Here is a 21,114-nt window from a genome sequence, read left to right as displayed (position 1 = left end):
CCTTATGCAAGGCCGAGGACCGTGACGGCCATGTCGATTATCTTGATGCCGACGAACGGCACGATGATGCCGCCGAGGCCGTAGACGAGCAGGTTGCGGCTGAGCAGCGCCCCGGCGCCGATCGCCCGGTATTTGACGCCGCGCAGCGACAGCGGGATCAGCGCGATGATGATCAGCGCATTGAAGATGATGGCCGACAGGATGGCGCTCTGCGGCGTCGCCAGATGCATGATGTTGAGCGCCTGCAGCGGACCTGTGGTCTGGCCGGGCGCGACGTAGAACACGGCGAACATGGCCGGGATGATGGCGAAGTACTTGGCGACATCGTTGGCGATGGAGAAGGTGGTCAGCGAGCCGCGCGTCATCAGCAGCGCCTTGCCGATCTCGACGATCTCGATCAGCTTGGTCGGATCGGAGTCCAAGTCCACCATGTTGCCTGCTTCCCGCGCGGCCACCGTGCCGGTGTTCATGGCGACGCCGACGTCGGCCTGGGCTAGGGCCGGTGCGTCGTTGGTGCCGTCGCCGCACATGGCGACCAGCTTGCCCTTGGCCTGCTCGTCGCGGATCAGCTTCAGCTTGTCCTCCGGCGTCGCCTGGGCAAGGAAGTCGTCGACGCCGGCTTCGGCCGCGATGGCCGCTGCCGTCATCGGATTGTCCCCTGTGATCATCACCGTGCGTATGCCCATGCTGCGCAGCTCGGCGAAGCGCTCGCGGATGCCGCCCTTGACGATGTCCTTGAGGTGCACGATGCCGAGCAGGCGTCCGTCGCGCTCGACCGTAAGCGGCGTGCCGCCCGATTTGGCGACCTCGTCGGCGATCGCCTGGAGATCCCTGATCGTATCGCTGTTCGGGCGCGTCGCGTGGCTGGCGACAGTCGACTGGTTGACATGGGCGAGCACTGAATCGACCGCGCCCTTGCGTACCGAGGAGCCGTCTAAATCGACGCCGCTCATGCGGGTTTGCGCGGTGAAAGGCACGAAGGTGGCGTGCAGTGTCGCCATGTCGCGGGCGCGAAGGGCGTATTTCTCCTTGGCCAGCACGACGATCGAGCGGCCCTCCGGCGTTTCGTCGGCGAGCGAGGCAAGCTGCGCTGCGTCGGCCAGTTCCTGCTCGGTGACACCCTTCACCGGCCGGAATTCGGTCGCCTGGCGGTTGCCGAGCGTGATCGTGCCGGTCTTGTCGAGTAAAAGTGTGTCGACGTCGCCGGCCGCTTCGACGGCGCGGCCGGACATGGCGAGCACATTGAAGCGCACCAGACGGTCCATGCCGGCGATGCCGATGGCCGACAAAAGCGCGCCGATAGTGGTCGGGATCAAGGTCACGAACAAAGCGACGAGCACCGTGACCGGGATATAGCCGCCCGAATAGGAAGCGAAGCTCGGGATGGTAGCGGTGGCCAGCACGAAGATCAGCGTCATGCCGACGAGCAGAATGTTGAGCGCGATCTCGTTCGGCGTCTTCTGGCGCTCGGCGCCCTCGACCAGCGAGATCATGCGGTCGAGAAAGGTGTGGCCGGCGGCGGCGGTGATGCGCACGCGGATCCAGTCCGAGAGCACCTGCGTGCCGCCGGTGACCGCGGAGCGGTCGCCGCCGGATTCGCGAATGACAGGCGCCGATTCGCCCGTGATCGCCGCCTCGTTGACCGAAGCCACGCCTTCGATCACCTCGCCGTCGGAGGGGATGATGTCGCCGGCCTCGACCAGCACCGCGTCGCCCACTTTCAGGCTGGTGCCGGGCACCAGCTTGAATTTCGTCCGGTCCTCGCCGGCGAGGAGCTTGGCCTGGGTCTCGGTGCGCGCCTTGCGCAGCGAATCGGCCTGCGCCTTGCCGCGGCCTTCGGCGACGGCTTCGGCGAAGTTGGCGAACAGCACGGTGAACCACAGCCAGATGATGATCTGGATGGTGAAGCCGAGATTGCCGCCGCCGCTGACGAGGTCCTTGACGAAAAGCACTGATGTCAGCGCCGAGACGACGGCAACGACGAACATTACCGGGTTCCTGGCCAATGTGCGTGGGTTCAGCTTTCTAAAGGCTCCGCCGATGGCGGGCCACAGGATGCGGGCATCCATGATGCTCGCTGATTTCGACTGGCTCATTTTGAAGCTCCAGCTTCGGTGTTGTTGGACGGCACCGAACGGTCGGAGGCCGAAACAAGATGCAGAAGCCCGTAGGCCAGCAACCACAGAACGATCATGACGGCGGCGATGCCGAGGAATGTCGACATGGTGGGGAAAGGAGGAGGCCGTTCCTCCTTTCCGTTGTGGGCGGGATGGCGATCGTTGCGATGCCTGTTATTGAACCAGGACATTTCCGTTTCAGCCACGACACTTCCGTCTCAGAATGTCTGCCAGTGGATGGCGGCCAGATGCTCGACGATCGGTCCGACGGCGAGTGCCGGGAAGAAGGTCAGGCCGCCGACGATGACGATGACGCCGACCAGCAGTCCGACGAACAGCGGGCCGTCGGTCGGGAACGTGCCAGCCGAGGCGGGCACGGTCTTCTTCACCGCCAGCGAGCCGGCGATGGCGAGCGCCGGGATGATGACCAGGAAGCGGCCCATGAGCATGCCGAGGCCCAGCGTGATGTTGTACCAAGGCGTGTTGCCGGTGAGGCCGCCGAAGGCTGAGCCGTTGTTCGCCGCCGCCGACGTATAGGCGTAGAGTATCTCGGAGAAGCCGTGCGGACCGCCATTGGCGATCGATGCCACGGCGCTCGGCAGGACCACCGCAATGGCCGTGAAGATCAGCATCGCCAGCGGCAGGCACAGGATCGCCAGCATCGCCATCTTGACCTCCTTGGCCTCGATCTTCTTGCCGAGATATTCGGGCGTGCGCCCGACCATCAGACCGGCGACGAAGACGGCGATCAGGATGAACATCAGGATTCCGTAGAAGCCGGCGCCGACGCCGCCGACGATGACTTCGCCGAGCTGCATGTTGATGAGCGGGATCATGCCGCCGAGCGCGGTGAAACTGTCATGCATGGCATTGACCGCGCCGCAGGAAGCCGCCGTGGTGATGACCGCGAACAGCGCCGAAAGCGCGATGCCGAAGCGGGTTTCCTTGCCTTCCATGTTGCCGCCGTCGATGCCCAGCGCATGGAGCAGCGGATTGCCCGCGGCTTCCGCCCAGTAGCAGACGGCGACCCCGGCGATGAACAGCACGCCCATGGCGGCCAGGATCGCCCAGCCCTGGCGCTGGTTACCGACCATGCGGCCGAAGACATTGGTGAGCGCCGCGCCGATGGCGAAGATCGACAGCATCTGGATCAGGTTGGAGATGGCGCCCGGATTCTCGAAGGGATGCGCGGCATTGGCGTTGAAAAAGCCGCCGCCGTTGGTGCCGAGCATTTTGATGGCGATCTGCGAGGCGACCGGCCCGACGGCTATGGTCTGCTGCGCGCCTTCCAGCGTGGTGGCGTCGACATAGGCTCCCAGCGTCTGCGGCATTCCGAGCCAGACATAGACCATGGTGAGCACGACGCAGAGCGGCAAAAGCACGTAGAGCGTGGCACGGGTCATATCGACCCAGAAATTCCCGATCGACTTGCCGGAAGCGCGGGCAAAGCCGCGGATCAGCGCCATGGCGATGGCGATGCCGGTGGCCGCCGACAGGAAGTTCTGCACGGTGAGGCCGGCCATCTGCACGAGATAGGACATCGTGCTCTCGCCGCCGTAGTTCTGCCAGTTGGTGTTGGTCATGAAGCTGGCCGCGGTGTTGAAGGCGAGCCCCGATTCGACCGCGCTCATGCCGGCCGGGTTGTAGGGCAGGCCGCCTTGCAGGCGCTGGAGGAAATAGAGCGACAGGAAACCGGCAAGGTTGAACAACAGCATGGCGGCGGCATAGCCCGTCCAGTGCTGCTCCTGGTCGCCGGTTCCAGCCAGGCGATAAAGGCCCCGCTCGACGGGGCCGAGCACCGGCGACAGCAAGCTGCGGTCGCCGGTGAATACGCGATGCATGTAGCCGCCCAGCGGCTTCACGAGCAAAACCAGGATCCCGCAATAGAGAAGGATCTGTATCCATCCGTTGATAGTCATGATTTGGCTTTCCGTGCGCCGGTCAGAAGCGTTCCGGGCGGATCAGGGCGTATGTCAGATAGGCGAGCAGGAACAACGTCACGCCGCCACCGAGGATGTAATCGATAAGCATGGTCCGATCTTCCGCTCAAATTCTGTCGCAGGCTTTGACGTAAGCGAAGGACAGGGCGAAAAACAAAGCCCCTATCCCGAGAACGACGATGTCCATTGTGAATTTTTCCTTATGAACCTTGTACTGCGAATCTTGTGTTGAATGGCCCGCAATACCGCGAAGACGACCGGCGTAATTTCATGGCACGACGCTTCAAATTTGGTCAGGCGAATATGGACCCGACCGCCATAAAGGTTCGAGACGGTGCGGGTGGGAAAGAAATAGGAATTTTATAAAGGTTTTCGGGCGATGGCCCGCAAGCCATCGCCTTCGACAATTGCCGGCGCTGTCAACCGCCGAGGCCGCATAGTCCGGGAAGGAAAAGCCCGGCTGGGAGGCCAGGCCGGCCTTTTGGAGGTGGCGCGGATCAGGTCACCGCGACGTCACGATGATCAGGCGGCGTAGCCGCCGCGGCCGCGCGCAACGACGCGTGCCCCCAGGGCCGGATCGATCTCGGGCCAAAGGATACCGGCGGCTTCCGCAAATTCGACCAGCGCTCGACGCGCCTGCTCGATGGTGATGTAACCAGGAATGGCAAGGGCGCATGCCTTCACCGCATTGCGATAGAGCGGGCCGCGGCGGGAGGTCGTCCACTCGGTGAGGAAATCGTGCATTTCGGCGAGCGAAGCGATCTCGCGCCTGAAACCGAGGCCGACGGTCAGCGCGACCGGTGAGTGAAACAGCTTGTCGTGCATGAAGCGGGCTCCTGGTTTGTCGCAGTGCTTTGAAAATCCTGGCGGGATCGACTAATGAGACGCCGGGAAAGCATTAGGAAGCAGGAGGTTCCGGAACAACCAGGCTGAATGTTCCGCAATTGATCTATCCGAATTTTTTGAAAGCCGCCGTTGCGAGCTTTGTCCTGCAAAGCTCGAAAGAGCGAAGCAGGATGGCGGAGAGAGCGACAGCCATTATTGCGATCTCAAGTTGTCTCAACAAGTGCAAACCATATAGACATATCAACGTGTTAATCTGAAATGGCTGTCTCGCGCCGTTGCAATTCGCATCATCCAATGCCAATATTTTTGGCGGGTAAGATGATGGGTTTAGAAATGCCGAAGATCGTGAAGGAGCTTTCAGCACTAACCGTCAAGAACTTGAAACACCCCGGATCGATCAAACCGGTCAACGCTCTGTTTGCCGTTGGCGGTGTTGCCGGGCTCATGCTCCAAATCACGCCGGGCGGCGGGCGATCATGGCTATTGCGATGTCCCAAGTAGTCTCATAAACACGCGCAATTCGGGCGGAGGCGCAACCCAGAAAGTTCGAAAAGCTTCCAAGAAGCCCAGCCATGTCTAGCGGCGGGCATGCGGCAGCCGGTCTTCCTCCTCTCTTCTTCCTGCCTTTGGCTTACTCATCACCCTTGGCCTTCCGTTCAGCATTCCAGTCCTCCTCGCGCGGCGAAAGACGCTCGAAGCCGCAGCCAGCCCCGCCGGCGAGCGCGTCAAGGCGATCGGCGTAAACCTCGCCTTAGGGATTGTTGTCGATCGCCGCGATCAGAACCACACCTTGCCGAAATCGTCGGCGACGTTCTGGCTGGTCCGCGGCATGGTGTCGGTTCCGTGGAGTTTCTCCATGAGGGGGTTGACGAAGCGCCAGCCGATCGTCGTGTCGTGGATCTCGGCATTACGCGAAAATGCGGCCTCGGCTTTCGGCGCCACGAAGGGCGCGCGCGACATGCTTTCCACGCCGCCAGCGACCATCAGCTCGGCCTTCGCCCGCACTGATCGCGCGGGCGGCGGTGATGACGGCATCCATGCGGAGCCGCAAAGCCGGTTGATGGTAGTTCCTGGAACATCGACCGGCAGGCCCGCGAGCAGGGACGACATGCGCGCCACGTTGCGGTTGTCCTCGCCGGCCTGATTAGCGCAAGGCGTCTCACTGCGACCTCATCCCGGATTGGCGACACAACCGGCGAGGTTGCCTATTATAATCCGCGTCCTTCACTCACGAGCAGTTCGAAATCATTGCAGCCTGAGCCGTTCCACATATGGGCTTCCCTTGTGTGGCCCTGTTTCCGATTTGCGACAGAATGCTTTCGGAAATAGGCATGGTTGGCTGGCCTTCCCTAGAACTGAACCTTGAAGGTCGCATTGAATCCGTTCTGATTTGCGCCACCTGCGAACTGGCCTTGATAGGCGATGCCCAGCGTTGTGTTGGGGGAGAGATTGAGATCGAGTCCGGCCTCGACGAAGGCGGCGTCTTTGGCGATGGGGATGCCTGCGATCGAGAAGGCGTCGGAGCCGGCGAAGCCGAAGGACGACAGCGGCGCGGTGTCGCCATAGGCATGGAGCCAGCCCAGCATGCCGCGCGCGGTCGCCTCGACGGTGCCGAGCGTGAGGCTGGTCGAGGCACGAAGGCCGAGCGTGGTAAAGGTGACGTCGGTATCGGAGGAGGCGCTGGTCAGCGCCGCCGCCCCACCCTTCTCGGTGAAGCCGTCGGTGTGCAGGTTGACATAGGCGAGGTTGGCGAAGGGCTCGAGACCGATCGCGCCCGCCTTGATGTCGTAGGCTACTTCGCCGAACACCTGCGCGGTGCCGGCGCTATAATCACCCGACAGGCTGTCGGCGAAGCCCGGGAAGGCGACGGAACGGGCGGTCTCGATGTCGTGCCAAGTGTAAGCTGCACCGGCTCTTACCCCCAATGCTCCCCATTGCCCGCCGCCATAGAGGCCGAGATGCCAGTTGGTGCTGTCGCCGGAAGAGGCTCGGCCCCCGACGTCGAACGAGGTGTGGCTGTAGCCGCCCATGACGCCGGCGCGCCAGTTGTCGCCGAGGCCCGCATCGATGCCGGTGAGGAAGCCGCCGGTGGAGGCGCTAAGCGCCGCCGCATTGCCATCGCCGTCGAGATCGGTCCAAGCCCCGAAAGCCCTGCCCCAGGCGGCGGTGCCGGGCGTATCGGCGGCGGCCAGCCTGTTGCCGTCTTCTCCATAGGCAAGCACCGGCGTGATCTCGGAACCGACGGCTGCGAAGGCTGAGCGGATGCGGTCGGTGGCGGCATCGCGCACGAAGTGGCTGTCGTCGATCAGCACGCTCTTCACGCTCGCATGCACCTCGCCCGAAAGCTGGTCGAAGGCATTGCCGGCCTGGGACGCGCTGAGGCCGGCAATGGCGTCATAGATGGCATTGCCGGAGCCGACAGACTCTGCCCCCGTGCCGGTCGCGCATTCGTTCGCCGTCATGCCGGCCATGCAGAAGTCGACGTCGTTGCGTACCAGTCGCAGATTGACGCTGTCGGCATCGTAGCTGAGCGCCGGGTTGAGGAACGCGAAATCGGAGGTCACGTCGCCGAAGGTGCCCGTCAGCCCGCCATCGGCGGTGAGGATCGTATAAAGGGAGGACGGCTTGTAGGTTCCGCCGAGCCCGATATGGGCAACCGAGGCGCCATTGAGCGTGGCTTGGCCGGTGGCGTGAATCAGGTCGCTGTCGGTGCCGGCCGGATCGACTTCCACCTCATAGGTGGAGCCGGCGGCGAAGGTAATATCGCCGGCGACGTTTATCGTGCCGATCGAGTTGCCGGGCGCGATGGTGGCGCCGCTGCCGAGCGTCACAGAGCCCAACGTGCCATGGCCGCCGAGCAACGCGCCGGTCAGCACATCGACCGCGCCGCCAAGCACGGCATCCCCATGCGCCCTGTCCGAACCGACGATCAGCGATCCTTCCGCAACCGTGGTGGTGCCGGTGAAGCCCGAGCCGTCGCCGTCATAGGCAAGAATGGCCGATCCTTGCTTGATGAAGGCGCCAGCACCTGAAAACGCACCGGCGTAGGCGGCATTGCTCGTCTGGTCGAAGGTAAGGGTGCCCGCGGCGGCAATATCGACATCGCCGCTGAGAAGCTGTGCCTGCGTCGACAGACCACCGCCCATGATCGAGACCAGACCCGCAAAGGCCGAGCTGTCGCCGGTCAGCGTCAGCTCTGCATCGCCTTCCTTGACGAAGGCGCCCGTGCCGCTCAGCACGCCGGCGAAGGTCGCGTCCACAGCCTGATCGGTGGTCAGCGTCTTGTCGCCCAGCGAAAGCACGCCGCCCGTGCCGGAAAGGCCCTGCACGGTGGTGCCGCCGGCCGCCAGAGCCGCAATGTCGAATATGCCGCCGTCGACGACGAGCGACCGGCTTGCGAGCGAGCCGGTGCCGGCAAGGGCAAGCACGCCGCCTTCCACCGTCACGCTGCCGCCGGCGCCGTCATTGCTGTCGCCAGTCATGGTGAGGCTGCCATTGCCCTCTTTCACGAAGACGCCGCCGCCGCTGATCGTACCGGCATAGACGGCATCCGCGGCCTGGCTCACGACAAGCGTCTTGCCGCCCAGCGCGATGCTACCGCCGGCGCCAGAGAGCGTGTTGACGCCGGTCGCATCGGCGGCGATGCCGGCGATGTCGAAGCTGCCGCCATTGAGCGACAGGCTGGAACTCGCCGCGACCGAGCCGTCGCCATCCAGTGCCAGCGTGCCCGCCTCGACCACCGTCGCACCGGCATAGGAGCTCGCCGCGCCGAGCCGCAGCGCGCCCGCGCCGGCCTTGGTCAGGCCTCCGTCGCCTTCGATCCTCGCGCCGATCCGGAACTGGTTGCCGGCATCGACGATGTCGATCGTGCCGCCGGCGGCGCCCAGCGTCACCGCACGGGCCGTCGCGTCGAAGGTGGTGCCGGTCACCTGCAACGTACCGCCATTGAACGTGAGCGCGCCGTTGTAGTCCCCAAGATTGGCATCCGCCGAAGCAGAAAGCACGCCGGCGTCGATCTCGGTGTCGCCCGAATAGGTGTTGGTCCCGCCAAGCACCAGTGTGCCGGCGCCGGTTTTCCTCAGCCCGTCGGTGCCGGCGACCTCGTTGTCTATCGTCGCGATCCAGTTCTCCGAACCCGCGCCGCCGTCGCCGACCCTGATCTCCACCGGAGCCGGATGACCGGCATCCGCCACCAGCGTCAATGCATCGCCAACCAAATGATAGCCGTCCGAGGTGAATTGCATGCCTGATGCCACGACGTTCCCGTCGATGCCGTCCACCGAGACGAGGCCGGCCTCACCGCCGAAAATGGCGAAGCCCGGCTGCGGGCTCATCGCTCCCGTTATCGAGCCGTTTTCATCCGTCCATACCGGTGACGTGGTCGACCAGGTGCCGTCGCCGCCTCCGCGCTGGCTGCCCGATGCCAGGCCGTTGGCATTCCAGAAATTCAGCGTCGCTCCGCCGACATTGAGCAGGTTGATCTGCTTCTGTCCGAGCAGCGTCTGCAACTGAAACTGCGAGCCGCCTGGAATAGAGCCGAAAGTAATCCCGCCATTGGTCTCCGACAACGTGCCGCTATAATCGAAAATACGGTAGACGCCAGGTCCCATCGTCCCGGTATCCGTGACGTCCAGCTCGACGCCATTGAGCGAGAGATTGCCGTTGACGCTTACGCTGTCGCCCACTCCCGGCGCGCCGAACTCGAAGTCCAGCTTCGTCCCTTGTGCCATCACCAGGTCGCCATTGACGGTCAGCGTCCCGATCGAGGCGCCGGGCGCCAGCGTGCCACCGCTCAGCACTGTCGTCGTGCCGACCGAACCATGCCCGCCAAGCGTCGCGCCATCGGCAACGGTGATGTCGCCCGCCAGATTGGCGCCGCTTCCCGAGACACTGCCGACCACAAATTCGCCAGCCTCGACGCGCGTCTGACCCTGGAAGGCCGAGCCATCGCCGTCGAAGACTAGGCTGCCGCTTCCGCGCTGTACGAGAGTTCCCGAGCCGCTCAAGGCACCGGCAAAGCTCACCGCATCGCTGCGATTGAATGCCAACACACCATCATCGACGACGTCGGCCTGAAGGGTGCCGGCCGTTCCGCCGGCGCCGACGGTAAGCGTGGTGCCGGTGGACAGATTAGCAACCGTATCCGCCGTGACCGATCCAGTGATGGATGCACCCACTCCGACGTTCAGATCGAGCGTATCCACATGGACGGTGCCTGCGAAGGTCAGCGCCGTGCTGTTCGCGATGCTCAAAGCGCGCGCGGATATGTCCTCGACCGTATTGATCGCGTTGCCGGCCTGGCTCAGGGTCACGTCGTTGCTGCCTGCATCGGCGCTTATCATGTTAGCGACGATCACGCCCGCCGTCTGGCTGATGTTTCCGATGGCATGCAGCGCGAGGTCTTCAGTCGCGATGACATTGTCGTCGAAGATGAGGCCGCCTGTTGCGTCCAGATCGATGGATCGCGCGGACAGCTCGCCAGGAACAAAGGCGCCCTTGAGGATGATCGTACCACCCGTGGAGAGACCGGTCGTGGGCAAGGTGAGGACGCCGCCGCTGGTCAGCGTGATGTCACCGAGAGGGGCGGCCGACAGCGACGAGACATTCAGGTCGCCTGATGCGGTAACGTCGACATTGGCGCTCTGAATCTGCAAAGCGCCGCCAAAGGCGTTGCTCGCATTGGTGAGGGTAAGATCGCCATCGGTCTGGAAGATGCTGGCGCCGGTGATCGAGAACGCGCCGGACTGCGTGATACTGGTTGCCACATCGAGATAGAGCGACCCGGCGTTTACCCCGCCGATTGAGAGCGTGTTCGAGTGCACAACCACTGAACTCAACGCCTGCAATCCACCAAGCGCGCCGCCAAAGTTTACATTGCCCGTCACCGCATCCACCTCGAGCGCATGGCTGCCGTCGATGGATCGGTCGAAGGTGATGGAATTGCTCGTACTCGAGAATGTCGTGTCGGCGCCGATCTGGACGGGGCCGGCATAGTGCTGCAGGCCGCTGGTGCCGATGACGCCACCGGACGTAACCACGCCGCCCGAGTTGGCGAGATCGAGCGAGCCCATGAGGTTGACGCCGTGCAGCGTCAACGCACCGGTGCCGGAAGCCGAGACGTCCCCTGTGCCGGTGATGCTCGACCCCATGTCGAGCGACGCCGATGCCAGGTCGAGCAGAAGCTGCGCGCCACCGCCATCCAGCCTGGCTCCGTCGATGGTGACCGTGGTGTCCGGATCGATCGTCGCGGAAGCACCGGAGCCCACCTCGACGGCGCCAAGCACCGTCGATCCGGATTGTAGGTTGAGCGTGTTGTTCGTCCCGTTGAACAGCACCGAGGATGCGCGGCCGTTTGTGTCCGTGCCGCCCGAAAGCATGCCGTAGTTGGTGATGTTGGCCGCACCCTGCGTGATGATGCCGACGCCCGCCGCGCCGCCGCCAGTGCCGCTACCACCTCGGATCGTGCCATGGTTGTCTACGTTGAGGCCGATACCCATGGCCCGGATGCCCGCGCCAGAATCGCCGTCGTCTCCCTTAGCGAAGGTGCCATAGCCGCCCGCGCCGCCGGCGCCGCCTGCAACAAGGCCGGTGGCATCGATGACGACCGCGGCATCTTGGCCAAGCAGCAGCACGCCGTCACCGCCGCCGCCACCGCCACCGCCCCAAGTGGGGGGGGTAGCGGCTATGTTTTCGCCGCCATTGCCGCCTGCGCCACCTGTGACGGAAGATCCACCGGTTATCGTTAGCTGATGGTTGCCGCTCGCCGTACCCACGATGAGCCCAGCGCCGCCGCCGCCCCCGCCGCCGCCGCCGGTGGCTTGTGTGGGCGCGCCACCGTTGCCGCCTCCGCCGCCTACATAAGAGATCCCACCGGACGTGAAGACGCCCCCTGGGATAAATTCAGCCGCCCCGCCGCCGCCGCCGCCGCTCGCTATGTGTTCGTCCAGGGAGCCATCCGTACCACGTCCTCCGGTCACGACACTGCCGGCCAGCGTGCCCAGGTTACCGCCCTGTCCGCCCGCAGGGCCGCTGGAACCATCTGAATCAGTGCCAGTGGCGCCAGCGCCGCCGTGGCCATCGGATGCCGGCAGCCCGTAAACAGGCGCGCGCCCTTGCGAGAGGTCCTGTGACGCCCCACCCTGCCCATTGCCTTCGCCGCCATTGGAAGCACGGTCAGGCCCCCCAGCTCCGCCCGCCGCACCGCAGGCGGTGCCTGCCACGGGAGAACAAACCACCTGCGCCATGGCAGGCGAAGCGATGCCGACGAATAATCCGGCAGCGACCAGAGCGCGCAAAAGCGGATTCGACTGCGAGGCCGACAAGCACCTGGCTTGCTCGCCGATCGAAGACGGCCGTTCCCAGGCGGCTCCTGTCGGGTAGCCGGGGTGACCGGTGAACGACGGTTTCCTGGCCGGCGAAATGCCGTTGCTGCTCATCGCGGTCGTTTGCCGCAACATGAACCCTCTACCCCTGCCAATTGGATAAAGAATATGAGACACCAGCAGTCCCCCTCCACCGTCGAGGCCGCCACCCCGAACTGGCGTTTCGCATTGGTTAGCAGTGGGCACCGTTCAGACCAACCGCCACGGGCACTCTATTACAGGTTGAGGAAGATAGAGTAAATGCGTGTGCACGATACGCTAGCGCAGAGCTAAAAACTCACACCACCGGCGTCCCCCTGCGGTCCAAAACGCTGGCGGAGGAGATTTTCGCACCGACGCGCAAGCGGATGCAGCACGGCTCCATCTGAAAGGTCGAATCGGCGGCCTTCTGGCTCTTTTCTTTGGAGTTTTTGTACGTCTGCCGGTGCCCGAGACTCTTCGCGCAAACGGGTCGCTCTCCTTTGAGAGTCTCAGAACAGACAAGCTGTTGCCGTTGCGGCTGTTGGCAGGGTCCGATGGAATTTCAGATCAGCCAATTCCAGTGTGATGTCCGGAATTATCTGTCGTCGTCCGGTCTTCGGGCGATGGCCCGCAAGCCATCGCCTTCGACGATTGCCGGCGCTATCACTGCCGAGGCCGCATAGTCCGCGAAGGAAAAGCCCGGCTGGGAGACCAGGCCGGGCCTTTGGAGGTGGCGCGGATCAGGTCACCGCGACGCCACGATGATCAGGCGGCGTAGCCGCCGCGGCCGCGCGCAACGACGCGTGCCCCCAGGGCCGGATCGACCTCGGGCCAAAGGATACCGGCGGCTTCCGCAAATTCGACCAGCGCTCGACGCGCCTGCTCGATGGTGATGTAACCGGGGATGGCGAGGGCGCATGCCTTCACCGCATTGCGATAGAGCGGGCCGCGGCGGGAGGTCGTCCACTCGGTGAGGAAATCGTGCATTTCGGCGAGCGAGGCAATTTCACGCTTGAAGCCGAGGCCGACGGTCAACGCGACCGGTGAGTGAAACAGCTTGTCGTGCATGAAGCGGGCTCCTGGTTGTCACAGTGCTTTGAAAATCCTGGCGGGATCGACTAATGAGACGCCGGGAAACGCGGTATGGGGCGGGAAGTTCCAGAGCGGAGAGACGCATTTTTAGGCATGCGCGGGTGGTGGCTTGCCGGGCGCATGGAACAACACAACAAAAACCGCCGCCGCTGATCGCGGTTCGACCCGGGCGCATTCCACTCCAAGGTATCGGCGTGAGACATCTGCCCTCGCCGAAGGCGGAACAAATTCAATCGATCAAGCCAATCGGCGAAAACTGGCGGAGAGAGCGGGATTCGAACCCGCGTTACGGTTTCCCGTAAACACACTTTCCAGGCGTGCGCCTTCAACCACTCGGCCACCTCTCCGTCCTTGCCTTTCGCGTCGGCCGGTTTCGCCGCGCGGGTTGGGGAGATGCTCTCCCTTTGGGGCTGCGGAACTTCCCGCACCGGGCGCCGCCAACCAGCGGACGCCCTGCCCGCACCTGAGCCGTCAAAGCAACAGGCGCGGGGCTCATCTAGTCGATCCGGCGCCGAATGCCAAGCCATAACGGCGGTCAATTCGCTTTGCCGGCCACACGGCGTTCATGGGGGCCGCCGGCACATCCGATCGGAGGCCCGCCACTTCAATCGCTGCTTGATGATGTGCACGGGCAAGGCTGCGAGGCCAGCCGCGCTTGACTTCGTCCCGAGCGGCCTGTCGAGTGTCCGAAAGGCTTTGCGGGGGCATCGTCGCAACATGGCGTCGAGCAGCGGAATTCCGGGCGGTAAGCCTGACAATGGGCAGCCACCGGCCGAGGGAAAGGTCCCGGCCCGACATCCGGACAGCGGACTTTCCTACGTCCCGGTGGGCTGGCTCGTTATCGTCATGGCCCTGTCGGTCTATTGGCTGGCGTCGGCCTTGTGGCTGGTGGGGAGTTCAGGCCTGCCGGACGCCGTTTTCTATTTCGTCTTCAGCGGGCTCGTCGCCGACGTCATCACCATCCTATGGGGACTTTACCTGCTCGGCCTCGCCTTCGGCCGGTCGGCGCGCTTCCCCAGCCACTTCACCATCTGGCAGGCCGCCACGATCATATGGCTGCTGGCAAGTCACGCTTATGCACTCGTCGTGCCGGGCTTCGTCTTCTCCGCCAGAAGCCTAGCCAGCACCGCCGCCGAGATCGCCATCGGCCTGCTTTGCATCTACCTGTTGCGCCGCGGCTCCGGCGCCGAGACCGTTTATGCCAAGCCGCGAGCCGAAGCGCCGTCGGTCTTCGTTTCCATTGTCGCCGCGCTGCTCGGCATCATCCTCGGCGCGGTCGTCGGCGCGGTGGGCGGTTTCCTGGCCGGTTCGCTCATCGCCGATGTCACCGACGTGAGTTGCTTCGAGGGTGCGTGCGGCTACTTCGCCGCCTTCATCGGCCTGGTCGGGCTGGTGGTCGGCGCCATTGCCGGCGGCATTCTCGCCGTCTGGCTCGCCAACCGGCGCAAGCGCAGGCCGGCCGGGTAGGCTGCGTCGGCCGCGATTCAATTCGCGTGCCGTGATTGCGAATGGGGCCTGCGCGCTCTATTTCTCGTTCGGAACACCGCCGGTGATCCTCGGGAGTTTGGGGATCGGCCAGGGGAAGGGTCTTTGATGTTTCGCTTTGTCTTTCGTCTCGCGGCCATGGTCGCGCTGTCGATTTCGGTCATCATGGCGGTGCTTGACACGACGCGCACGGTCGCCGCCTCGGCACTGGTGCTGACCCCGCTCAATGCAAGCTGGCTGGCCGTGTCGCCCGACACGCGCGCCGCCTTTGAAAGCTTCGTTCGCGCCAAGGCCGGCCCGCTGCTATGGGACGGCGCCATCGCCTGGGTGCTCAACCAGCCGGGCTTTGCCGTGTTTGCGGTGCTTGCCTTGCTGCTCTACGCCATCGGCTACAGGCGGCAGCGGCGCACGGGACAATTTGCCTGAAGGGCACCGGCATCACACCCGCCATGCTTTTCCAAAAGGTCAAAATTCCACGTGAATTTTGTTTCGGGCCGTGCCAGATTGCCGCTGAGCGGGAGGGGAATATACACTCCTGGCTGACGTCGCGCGCATGCCGGAGAACCGGGCAGGCGGGCGGGGCGTAACGGAAAAAATAACCGACAGGGTGTGGATCACATGAAACGTATCGTTCTCGGCCTTCTGGCCGCAACTGCAATGGTTCTTCCGGCTTTCGCCGCGGATGTGCAGCCGGCCATCCTTTATGATCTCGGCGGCAAGTTCGACAAATCCTTCAACGAGGCGGCCTACCATGGCGCCGAAAAGTTCAAGACCGAGACCGGCGTTCCCTATGTCGAGTTCGAGGTCTCCAACGCTTCGCAACGCGAGCAGGCGTTGCGCCGCTTCGCCGAGGACGGCCACAACCCGATCGTCATGGCCGGCTTCGCCTGGGAGGATGCGCTGAAGAAGGTCGCGACCGAATATCCCGATCTCAACTTCGCCATCATCGACGATGCCGTCGACCTGCCCAATGTCCGCTCGCTCGTATTCAAGGAGAATGAAGGCTCCTATCTCGTCGGCATCATGGCGGCGATGGCCTCCAAGACGAAGAAGGTGAGCTTCGTCGGCGGCATGGACATTCCGCTGATCCGCAAGTTCGAATGCGGCTATGTCGGCGGCGCCAAATCGGCAGGCGCGACCGACGTCATCCAGAACATGACCGGCGACACGCCGGCCGCCTGGAACGACCCGGCCAAGGGCGGCGAGATCGCCAAGACGCAGATCGACCAGGGTTCCGACGTGGTCTATGCGGCCGCCGGCGGCACCGGCGTCGGTGTGCTGCAGGCGGCGGCTGATGCCGGCAAGCTCGGCATCGGTGTCGATTCCAACCAGAACGGCCTCCAGCCCGGCAAGGTTCTGACCTCGATGTTGAAGCGCGTGGACGTTGCCGTCTACACCGCCTTCATGGACGGCAAGAACGGCACCTTCAAGGGTGGCGTCGAAAATCTCGGCCTCAAGGAAGGCGGCGTCGACTACGCCATGGACGACAACAACAAGGCGTTGGTGACCGACGAGATGAAGGCGGCGGTCGAGAAGGCCAAGGCCGACATCATCGCCGGCAAGGTCGAGGTACACGACTACACCGCCGACAACGCCTGCCCGTATTGATCGGTAAGCACTAAGTTTCGAACCGCCGGGTGAAAGTCCGGCGGTTTGTTTTTGAGGCCGGAGGTCGGGCCCGGTCGCATAGGACAGTGCCAGTGGGGAGCGCCCGTGAGATTGTCGTGGACGTCAGGGCAGAAGCGCCCCGCCCGTCGACCAAGCCCCCACGAGGTAGCCAAGGGCAAAGACCGCGATCAGCAAGATGGCGATGACCGCGCCGCGCCGGCCGCCGAGCGCGTGCACGCCCACGCCGTAGGGCTGGCGCCCCAGCTTGCGGATCACCACCGAAGGTTTCGCCTCGTCATCGCCGGGCGGGCGCATCTGCGGCAGTTCGGCGATGCGCTGCGAGATTAGCCGCCAGCGATCGTCGCCGGAAGGTTCGGCGCGGTCGAAAAGATGCATGCGCTCGGCAAGCTGGACCACGGCATCCCGAAAGGCGGGGTCGATCTCCAGATCGCGCTCTGCCCGTTCGCGCTCTGCATCGTTCATCAGGCCAAGCACGTAGTCGCCGGCCCTTGCAATGCGGTCGCTGGCCATCGCTCCCGCTTCCCTTCCCTACCAGTGCGGCGGTTTGGTCACCGGCACGTCGGGTGCCGCCTGTTCCTCCAGCGCCAGGAAGCGGTCGGTCAGCGCGTCGAGCTTGCGCTGCATGCGTTCGATCACCTTCCACTGCTCGGCGATCTGGCCTGACAGTTCCTCGATGGTCTTCTCCTGCTCGGCGGAGCGGATCTCCAGCGTCGTCAGCCGGTCGGCGGGCATGGTCATGCGAAGTCCTCAGGCGTTGCGTCGCAGCGTCAAACCGGATTGCCCATATTAGCGAATATGAGAGCTTCGGCCACGTTCGAAATTGACAAGCGCGCCGGGATTTGTCGAGAGTGGACGCTGCTCCGGCCAATTGGCACGGGCGGAGCGTCATGCTAGGCATTTTGACCAAGCGATAAAAAAATAAGAGTGGGACAGGCTGCATGGCGCATGCCGCGATCGAACTGGCTGCAATCGAACTGATCGGCATCAACAAGAGTTTTGGCGCCGTGCGCGCCAACCGCGACATCAACCTGGAAATCGCGCGCGGCACCATCCACGGCATCGTCGGCGAGAACGGCGCCGGCAAGTCGACGCTGATGTCGATTCTGTATGGCTTCTACCAGGCCGACAGCGGCGAGATCCGCGTCGGCGGCAAGCCGGCATCGATAAGCACGCCCAACGATGCGATCGCGCTCGGCATCGGCATGGTGCACCAGCATTTCATGCTGGTCGACAATTTCTCGGTCCTGGAGAACGTCATCCTCGGCGCCGAAAGCGACGCCTTGCTGAAGAAAAGCATCGCCAAGGCGCGTTCCGAACTGCAGCGGCTGGAGCGTGAATACGGCCTCGAAGTCGATCCCGACGCTATCATCGAGGAATTGCCGGTCGGCCTGCAGCAGCGCGTCGAGATCCTGAAGGCGCTCTATCGCGGCGCCGAGATCCTGATCCTCGACGAGCCGACCGGTGTGCTGACGCCGGCCGAGGCCGACCACCTCTTCCGCATCCTCAAGCAATTGAAGGAGCAGGGAAAGACGGTGGTGCTGATCACCCACAAATTGCGCGAGATCATGGCCATCACCGACACGGTTTCGGTGATGCGCCAGGGCACGATGGTGGCAACCAGGGAAACGAAGAAGACCACCGTCGCGGAACTGGCCGAGCTGATGGTCGGGCGCCGCGTGCTCTTGCGGGTGGAGAAGGGCGAAGCGGAAGCCGGCGCGGTAAAACTCGCGGTCAAGAACCTGACGGTCAAGGATTCCCGCGGCGTCACCATGGTCGACGACATCTCCTTCGACCTGCGCGCCGGCGAGATCGTCGGCATCGCCGGTGTCGCCGGCAACGGCCAGTCCGAACTGCTCGAGGCGATCTCCGGCATCAGGCACGCCGTTTCCGGTTCGGTGATGCTCGAGGGCAAGCCGATCGATCTCACCGGCAAGGCGGATCCCGGCGAACTGCGCGACCGCGGCCTGGCCCATGTGCCTGAGGATCGCCATCATGTCGGGCTGGTGCTGGCCTTCGAGGAGAACGAGAATTCCATCCTCGGTTATCATGACGATCCCCGCTACCTCAGAGGGCCCTTCCTCAACATCGACGCCATCGTTGCCGATGCCAAGGACAAGATCGAGAAATACGACATCCGCCCCGGCAATCCTCGGCTGAAGACCGCCAACTTCTCCGGCGGCAACCAGCAGAAGATCGTGCTCGCGCGGGAAATCGAACAGGACCCTGGCGTTCTCATCGTCGGCCAGCCGACGCGCGGCGTCGACGTCGGCGCCATCGAATTCATCCACAAGCGCCTGATCGCCATGCGCGACCAGGGCAAGGCCGTGCTGGTCGTGTCGGTCGAGCTCGATGAGATCCGCTCGCTCTCCGACCGCATCCTGGTGATGTTTGCCGGCCGCATTGTCGGCGAGCGCGGGCCGGAGGCGAGCGAGGGCGAGCTCGGCCTGCTGATGGCGGGTGTTGAGCGCCAGGAGGCGGCGCAATGAGCACGCCCTATGCCAAATTGCCGGCCTGGGCCGACTATGGGCTGATCCCGCTGATCAATCTGTCGGTGGCCTTCATCGTCGCCGGCTTCGTCGTGCTTCTGGTCGGCGAGAACCCGTTCCGTGCCGCCGTCATCCTGGTCGAGGGCGCCTTCGGCAAGGGAACAGGCATCGCCTTCACCCTCTTCTATGCCACCACCTTCATCTTCACCGGGCTTTCGGTGGCGGTGGCAGCGCATTGCGGCCTGTTCAACATCGGCACCGAGGGGCAGGCCTACATCGCCGGCCTCGGCATCGCCATCGTCTGTCTTTCCTTCGACAGCGTGCTGCCATGGTGGCTGACATTTCCGCTGGCCATCGTGGCTTCGGCGGCCGTGGGCGCCTTGTGGGCGCTGATCCCCGCCTATCTGCAGGCCAGGCGCGGCTCGCACATCGTCATCACCACCATCATGTTCAACTTCATCGCCGCTTCGATCATGGTTTACCTGCTGGTCGGCCCGTTGAAACCGGCAGCCTCGCAGGCGCCGCAGACGCGCAACTTCCTGGCGGGCGCGGAATTGCCGAAACTCAACTGGGTCATCGAGCTGTTCGGCGCCAAGATCCGCTCGGCACCGCTCAACATCTCCTTCCTGCTGGCGCTGGTCATGGCCTTCCTGGTCTGGCTACTGATCTGGCGCACCAAGCTCGGCTATGAGATGCGCACCTACGGCCACAGCCCAAAGGCGGCGCGCTATGCCGGCATTTCGGAAACCCGCATCATCATCACTGCCATGATGATCTCGGGCGCGCTTGCCGGCATGATGGCGCTCAATCCGGTGATGGGCGACCAGCACAATGTCGCGATCGATTTTGTCTCAGGCGCCGGCTTCGTAGGCATCGCGGTGGCATTGATGGGCCGCCTGCACCCTGTCGGCATCGTGCTGGCGGCAATCTTGTTCGGCATGCTCTACCAGGGCGGCGCCGAACTTGCCTTCGAGATGCCCGCGATCAGCCGCGACATGATCGTCATCATTCAAGGGTTGGTCATCTTGTTCGCCGGCGCGCTCGAGCACATGTTCAGGCCTTACATCCAGGCACTGTTTGCCTCCTTCAATCCGAGATCCGTCGGCATGGAAGCGGTCAAGGGAAAGGGCGCCTGATGGACCTCCTCAACGCCATCGTCCAGGTTCTGGACTCGACCATCCGCCTGTCGGTACCGCTGCTGCTTGCCTGTCTCGCCGGCCTCTACTCGGAGCGGGCTGGCATTTTCGACATAGGCCTCGAAGGCAAGATGCTGGTCGGCGCCTTCGCGGGCGCCGCCGCCGCGTCGGTCTTCCACTCGGCCCTTCTCGGTCTCGGCATGGCCATCCTGATCTCGGTTGCCTTCGCCATGGTGCACGGCTTTGCCTCGATCACCCATCGCGGCAACCAGATCGTTTCGGGCGTTGCGATCAACTTCATCGCCGCCGGTTCGACCATTATCCTGGGCCAGGCCTGGTTCCAGCAGGGCGGGCGCACGCCGGCGCTGCAACCGGGCGAGCGGTTCGACGCGATTGTCTGGCCGGGCGCTGCCGCAGTCAGGGATGTGCCGATCTTGGGACCGATTTATTCGGAACTGATCTCCGGCCACTCGATACTGGTCTATCTCGCCTTCGCGATGGTGCCGTTCACCTGGTGGGTGCTGTTTCGCACGCGCTTCGGCCTCAGGTTGCGCGCGGTCGGCGAAAACCCGGCCGCCGTGGACACCGCCGGCATCTCGGTCGCCTGGCTGCGCTACAGGGCGCTGATCTGCACCGGCATCCTTACCGGCGTCGCCGGCGCCTACCTTTCGATGGTGCAGAATGGCGGCTTCGTGAAGGACATGACCGCCGGCAAGGGCTACATCGCGCTGGCCGCATTGATCTTTGCCAAGTGGAAGCCGGTCAACGCCATGTTCGCCTGCCTGCTGTTCGGCTTCCTCGACGCCCTGTCGATCCGCCTGCAAGGCTCGCCGCTGCCGCTCATCGGCAAGGTGCCGGTGCAGTTCATGCAGGCTCTGCCCTATATTCTCACCGTCATCCTGCTCGCCGGTTTCATCGGCAAGGCGATCCCGCCGCGCGCCGGCGGCGTGCCCTATGTCAAGGAACGCTGAGGATCGAGGCGCGGCCCGGCGCAAAAGAAGCGCCGGCTTTTGGACAAGTTCATCGGAGAGAACACTGAA

General features: G+C 64.0%; 16 protein-coding genes, 1 tRNA gene and 1 pseudogene. 7 read left to right on the top strand and 11 right to left on the bottom strand.

The genetic code is table 11. The features are described from left to right. Nucleotides 1–2 precede the first annotated feature (2 nt). From kdpB to LB532_RS17775, 5 genes are all read right to left on the bottom strand, one after another. A complete protein-coding gene (gene kdpB, locus LB532_RS17795) occupies nucleotides 3–2,096 on the bottom strand; it encodes a potassium-transporting ATPase subunit KdpB (protein WP_140641741.1) in 2,094 nt (697 codons plus the stop codon). Next, nucleotides 2,093–2,323: a hypothetical protein gene (locus LB532_RS17790; RefSeq protein WP_224557016.1), complete on the bottom strand. Its 231-nt coding sequence runs from the start codon at nucleotides 2,321–2,323 to the stop codon at nucleotides 2,093–2,095. The genes kdpB and LB532_RS17790 overlap by 4 nt, the downstream gene beginning before the upstream one ends. Before the next feature lie 12 nt (nucleotides 2,324–2,335). Then, nucleotides 2,336–4,036: a potassium-transporting ATPase subunit KdpA gene (kdpA, locus tag LB532_RS17785; protein ID WP_140641743.1), complete on the bottom strand. Its 1,701-nt coding sequence runs from the start codon at nucleotides 4,034–4,036 to the stop codon at nucleotides 2,336–2,338. Between the two features lie 22 nt (nucleotides 4,037–4,058). Further along, nucleotides 4,059–4,148 carry a K(+)-transporting ATPase subunit F gene (kdpF, locus tag LB532_RS17780; RefSeq protein ID WP_140641745.1) on the bottom strand — a complete coding sequence of 30 codons (90 nt, stop codon included), beginning with the start codon at nucleotides 4,146–4,148 and terminating at the stop codon, nucleotides 4,059–4,061. A gap of 431 nt (nucleotides 4,149–4,579) precedes the next feature. Then, a complete protein-coding gene (locus LB532_RS17775) occupies nucleotides 4,580–4,882 on the bottom strand; it encodes a DUF982 domain-containing protein (protein ID WP_140641746.1) in 303 nt (100 codons plus the stop codon). Nucleotides 4,883–5,236: 354 nt separating this feature from the next. Here LB532_RS17775 and LB532_RS17770 point away from each other — a divergent pair, with 354 nt between their 5' ends. Continuing rightward, complete coding sequence (locus LB532_RS17770) at nucleotides 5,237–5,404, top strand: Arm DNA-binding domain-containing protein (protein WP_140641748.1); 168 nt, start codon at nucleotides 5,237–5,239, stop codon at nucleotides 5,402–5,404. A 276-nt stretch (nucleotides 5,405–5,680) separates the two neighbouring features. On the opposite strand, the pseudogene LB532_RS17765 reads toward LB532_RS17770, so the two are convergent. The 4 genes and pseudogenes from LB532_RS17765 to LB532_RS17750 form a co-directional block, all read right to left on the bottom strand. Further along, nucleotides 5,681–6,034: pseudogene (locus LB532_RS17765) on the bottom strand (3-oxoadipyl-CoA thiolase); the annotation flags it as partial. Between the two features lie 218 nt (nucleotides 6,035–6,252). Then, nucleotides 6,253–12,360 (bottom strand): autotransporter domain-containing protein, encoded by a 6,108-nt coding sequence (locus tag LB532_RS17760; protein WP_224557014.1) that lies wholly within the window; start codon nucleotides 12,358–12,360, stop codon nucleotides 6,253–6,255. Between the two features lie 651 nt (nucleotides 12,361–13,011). Continuing rightward, nucleotides 13,012–13,314 carry a DUF982 domain-containing protein gene (locus LB532_RS17755; protein ID WP_140640609.1) on the bottom strand — a complete coding sequence of 101 codons (303 nt, stop codon included), beginning with the start codon at nucleotides 13,312–13,314 and terminating at the stop codon, nucleotides 13,012–13,014. 281 nt (nucleotides 13,315–13,595) lie between these two features. Then, nucleotides 13,596–13,685 (bottom strand) — tRNA-Ser (locus tag LB532_RS17750). A gap of 478 nt (nucleotides 13,686–14,163) precedes the next feature. Here LB532_RS17750 and LB532_RS17745 point away from each other — a divergent pair. From LB532_RS17745 to LB532_RS17735, 3 genes are all read left to right on the top strand, one after another. Then, nucleotides 14,164–14,805, top strand: coding sequence for a hypothetical protein (locus LB532_RS17745; RefSeq protein ID WP_224557012.1), 642 nt, complete (start codon nucleotides 14,164–14,166; stop codon nucleotides 14,803–14,805). Nucleotides 14,806–14,931: 126 nt separating this feature from the next. Continuing rightward, nucleotides 14,932–15,249: a hypothetical protein gene (locus LB532_RS17740; RefSeq protein ID WP_140513730.1), complete on the top strand. Its 318-nt coding sequence runs from the start codon at nucleotides 14,932–14,934 to the stop codon at nucleotides 15,247–15,249. 192 nt (nucleotides 15,250–15,441) lie between these two features. Continuing rightward, nucleotides 15,442–16,431: a BMP family protein gene (locus LB532_RS17735; protein WP_140496350.1), complete on the top strand. Its 990-nt coding sequence runs from the start codon at nucleotides 15,442–15,444 to the stop codon at nucleotides 16,429–16,431. Between the two features lie 123 nt (nucleotides 16,432–16,554). Here LB532_RS17735 and LB532_RS17730 read toward each other — a convergent pair whose 3' ends face one another. Together LB532_RS17730 and LB532_RS17725 are read right to left on the bottom strand one after the other, a co-directional pair. Then, a complete protein-coding gene (locus LB532_RS17730) occupies nucleotides 16,555–16,962 on the bottom strand; it encodes a hypothetical protein (protein ID WP_140640607.1) in 408 nt (135 codons plus the stop codon). 18 nt (nucleotides 16,963–16,980) lie between these two features. Continuing rightward, nucleotides 16,981–17,190, bottom strand: coding sequence for a SlyX family protein (locus LB532_RS17725; protein ID WP_140513732.1), 210 nt, complete (start codon nucleotides 17,188–17,190; stop codon nucleotides 16,981–16,983). 215 nt (nucleotides 17,191–17,405) lie between these two features. Here LB532_RS17725 and LB532_RS17720 point away from each other — a divergent pair, with 215 nt between their 5' ends. From LB532_RS17720 to LB532_RS17710, 3 genes are read left to right on the top strand one after another with little or no spacing between them, the layout of a single operon-like run. After that, nucleotides 17,406–18,938: an ABC transporter ATP-binding protein gene (locus tag LB532_RS17720; RefSeq protein WP_140640627.1), complete on the top strand. Its 1,533-nt coding sequence runs from the start codon at nucleotides 17,406–17,408 to the stop codon at nucleotides 18,936–18,938. After that, nucleotides 18,935–20,074: an ABC transporter permease gene (locus LB532_RS17715; RefSeq protein WP_140640605.1), complete on the top strand. Its 1,140-nt coding sequence runs from the start codon at nucleotides 18,935–18,937 to the stop codon at nucleotides 20,072–20,074. Before LB532_RS17720 ends, LB532_RS17715 begins: the two co-directional genes overlap by 4 nt. Continuing rightward, nucleotides 20,074–21,045, top strand: a complete 972-nt coding sequence (locus LB532_RS17710; RefSeq protein ID WP_140640603.1) for an ABC transporter permease — start codon at nucleotides 20,074–20,076, stop codon at nucleotides 21,043–21,045. The genes LB532_RS17715 and LB532_RS17710 overlap by 1 nt, the downstream gene beginning before the upstream one ends. Nucleotides 21,046–21,114: the final 69 nt, after the last annotated feature.

This window comes from Mesorhizobium sp. ESP-6-2 (assembly GCF_020164675.1).
GTDB lineage: Bacteria > Pseudomonadota > Alphaproteobacteria > Rhizobiales > Rhizobiaceae > Mesorhizobium.
This window is presented reverse-complemented; position numbering and strand designations above follow the sequence as displayed.